Annotated in this window: 3 protein-coding genes and 1 pseudogene; all 4 read left to right on the forward strand. The window is 30.1% G+C overall.

Annotated features, from left to right (window positions below; all coding sequences use genetic code 11):
- The first annotated feature begins 193 nt into the window (after positions 1-193).
- A complete protein-coding gene (locus J5G60_RS17180; protein ID WP_179977351.1) occupies positions 194-1,591 on the forward strand; it encodes a glycosyltransferase family 2 protein in 1,398 nt (465 codons plus the stop codon).
- A gap of 103 nt (positions 1,592-1,694) precedes the next feature.
- A complete protein-coding gene (locus tag J5G60_RS17185; protein ID WP_150358991.1) occupies positions 1,695-2,408 on the forward strand; it encodes a pseudouridine synthase in 714 nt (237 codons plus the stop codon).
- Between the two features lie 137 nt (positions 2,409-2,545).
- A complete protein-coding gene (locus J5G60_RS17190; RefSeq protein WP_150358990.1) occupies positions 2,546-3,421 on the forward strand; it encodes a MurR/RpiR family transcriptional regulator in 876 nt (291 codons plus the stop codon).
- Positions 3,422-3,606: 185 nt separating this feature from the next.
- A pseudogene (locus J5G60_RS17195) lies at positions 3,607-3,794 on the forward strand (NADP-specific glutamate dehydrogenase); the annotation flags it as partial.

Below are 3,794 nucleotides of genomic sequence, written 5' to 3' on the forward strand. Positions count from 1 at the left end.
CGTCGGCAGCGTCTGATGTGTATAATAGACAGTTTTACAACTATAAAAAAATATTATATTTACGTTAATTCATACTATTCAGAATATTTCAACTTATACAGTACAATTTAAAATTTGTGTTATCATGATATACGATATTTATGTATATTTGTTAGAGGACAATAGAATAATATATCGAGGAAGGATTTTTGTGATGAAAGAGTTTATTTTTAATTTTACATTTATTTTTCAAATATCAGTTTTTACAATCACAATATACTATTTAGTACTTTCTTTATTTGGACTCTATAAAAAAAGAGATGATGGTGCCAAAAATTGTGCGCCCAATCATACTTTTGCATTGTTAGTGGCAGCTCATAATGAAGAGATGGTTATTGCAAAGATAATAGAGAGTTTAAAGGAGATAGATTATCCTAAAGATATGTATGATATTTTTGTAATTGCGGATAATTGCGATGATAGTACTGCTGATATAGCAAGAAAATATGGTGTAAATGTATATGAAAGAAAAGTTCCCGATAAAAGGGGGAAGGGATATGCCCTTGAATGGATGTTCAATAAGATATTTAAAATGGATAGAAAATATGATTCTATAGCTATTTTTGATGCTGATAACTTGGTTTCAAAAAATTTTCTAATGGAAATGAATTATAAACTGAACAAGGGATACAAGGTTGTTCAGGGCTATGTTGACAGTAAAAATCCAAACGATTCATGGATAACAGGTTCTTATTCAATTTCATTTTGGACTACAAATAGGCTCTTCCAGTTGTCTAGATCAAATCTTGGATTGTCAACTCAGATTTGTGGAACCGGTTTTTGTATGGATACAGACATTCTCAGGGAACTGGGATGGGGCGCAACCTGCCTGACTGAAGATTTGGAATTTACCTGTAAATTGGTTTTAAATGGACACAAAGTTGGCTGGGCTCATAATGCAGTGGTATATGATGAAAAGCCTTTGACATTAAAACAGTCCTGGAATCAAAGAAAAAGATGGATGAAGGGTTTCACTGATGTTTCCTCTAGATTTTTCTTTAAGCTTATAAAAAAATCTATAAGAGATAGAAGTTTTACATCTCTTGATTGTGCGATATATACTATACAACCTTTTATAACATTGTTGATTGGTTTATCAGCTTTAATAACTATTTTACAGAACAATAATGAACGTGGCTTAAATATATTTGTCATAAATTCACTGTTTCTGCCGGCTTTATGGAAGATATTCAGTATATTTCAATTTTTGATTACACCTTTTATAATGACCTTAGAATGTAAACTTTCTAAGAAAATGTTTTCTGTATTTGCATTATATTCTCTAAACATAATAGTACTTTCGTACATCTTTGGTTCTCCTACTTTTTTAGAAATGCTGCTTGGAAATATAGTATACCTGCTGATATTCGTATCCTTTATATCTTTTAACTGGGGTAAAGAGCCTCTTAAGATGTTTATATGGTATTTGCTCTATGGAATATACACTTTAACATGGATACCGATAACAATACAGGGAATATTGGACAAGAATAATAAGGAATGGGATCATACTAAACATATAAGACAGATAAGCATACAGGAAATGGAATAGGAAGAAAATCCTCGGTGATATATCATTGAGGATTGTTTTTTAATTTAAATAAAAATTTAAAAGCTGTGAATTGTGCATTGATTAAGAATAAGGGTGATGAATTATGATAGAAAGATTACAAAAATACATGTCCTATTGTGGTGTAGCTTCAAGAAGGAAGTGTGAAAATATAATATTACAGGGAAGAGTAAAAGTGAACGGCATTACTGTAAATAAATTAGGTGTGAAGATTGATGATAAAATGGATGTAATTTCTGTAGATAATGTGATAATAAAAAAGAGGGAGAAAAAAATTTATATATTGTTAAATAAGCCAATAGGATATGTTTCTACAGTTAAAGACGATAGGGGAAGAAATACGCTGCTGGATATTGTAAAGGTAAAAGAGAGGATTTATCCAATAGGCAGATTGGATTATAATACCTCGGGGCTCATAATATTAACTAATGACGGAGAAGTGTATAATAATATAGCTCACCCTAAGAGAGAACGAAATAAGGTATACATTGCTACATTAAGAGGCATACCATCTAATGATGCCATAGAAAAATTTAAAAATGGATTGGACATAGGTGGATATATAACTGCTGCCGCAAATTTTAAAGTAATTAATGCAAATAAAAATAAAAACGAGTCGAAAGTTAAAATAGAGATACATGAAGGTAAAAACAGACAGATAAGAAAGATGTGTGACAAGATAGGTTGTCCTGTACTAAAATTAACTAGAATAGCCATAGGAGATATACAGTTGGGAGATTTAAAAGAAGGAAGTTGGAGATATTTGAATAAAGAAGAAATAAATTATATAAAAAAATAAAAATGCAAATATGACAAATACTTATAAATAAAATAGATAAACAATTGAAAGATGTCTTGATAATCTAATCAATAGATGGTAAAATGAAACAAATATTGCAAAATAGATTGAGTGTGGATAGAAAGGAATGAATGAAAATGGAACAGGTTAATAATCAAGATTTAATAAGGACAATTCAAATTAAATTCCCAAGATTGAGTAAAGGTCAAAAATTAATAGCCGAGTATATCTTAAAGCATTATGACAAAGCAGCATTTATGACTGCTGCAAAATTGGGTTTAAATGTAGGTGTAAGTGAATCAACGGTAGTTAGATTTGCAAATGAACTGGGATTCTCAGGATATCCCAAATTGCAGAAATCCCTTCAGGAGCTTATAAAAAATAAACTTACCACTGTACAGAGAATAGAATTGTCAAATGATTTTGTAAGTCAGGAGAGCCCTTTAAAAAGTGTTTTAAAATCTGATATGGAAAATATAAGAGCTACCCTGGAAAAAATAAATCATAAAACTTTTGATGATGTAGTGGACAGTATATTTGAAGCTCAAAAAATATATATATTGGGCCTTAGAAGTTCTACTGCAATTGCAGATTTTTTAGGCTTTTATTTGAATTTAATATTAGATAATGTGAAGGTGGTTGGATATGGAATAAGTGATATCTTTGAGCAGATGATAAATTTAAAGGAAGGAGATTTAGTCATAGGAATAGGATTTCCTAGATATGCGGTGAGAACTATTGAAGCACTGGCCTTTGCTAAGAGTAGAAATGCTAAAATAATAGCTATTACTGACAGCTTATTGTCACCTCTTGCAGCTAGATCTGATTATACATTAATTGCTCAAAGCAATATGGCTTCGTTTGTAGATTCATTGGTAGCACCTTTAAGCGTAATCAACGCATTGATTATTGCTGTAGGATTACGAGAAAAAGAAAAAATATCCTCTACATTTTCAGATTTGGAAGATATCTGGAAAGAATACCAGGTTTACTCATTTAAAGATCAAAATTAGCTAAAATTAGGAAAATTGAATAATATGCAATAATTTATTAAATTATTAAAAGATTTTATGTAATTTTAAGAAGGAATTTTGAATTTTATATAGAATACTTTTATATAAGATAAATTAAAAATGTCTTAATTCTGTAATTTAATAAATAAGTGATTAATAATCACACAAGGAGGGTGTTACCACTTATGACTGATGAGAAAGTACAAAATTATGTCAATGGAGTAATTGAAAAAGTAAAGGCAAGAAATTCAAACGAGCCTGAATTCCTACAAACAGTGGAAGAAGTTTTAGGATCTATAGGACCAGTATTTGAGAAGCATCCTGAATATATGGAACAAAATCTTTTGGAAAGATTCTGTGAACCTGAAAGACA

The sequence above is a fragment of the Clostridium sp. HV4-5-A1G genome (assembly GCF_900184915.1).
In the GTDB taxonomy this organism is placed as follows: domain Bacteria; phylum Bacillota; class Clostridia; order Clostridiales; family Clostridiaceae; genus Clostridium_B; species Clostridium_B aromativorans.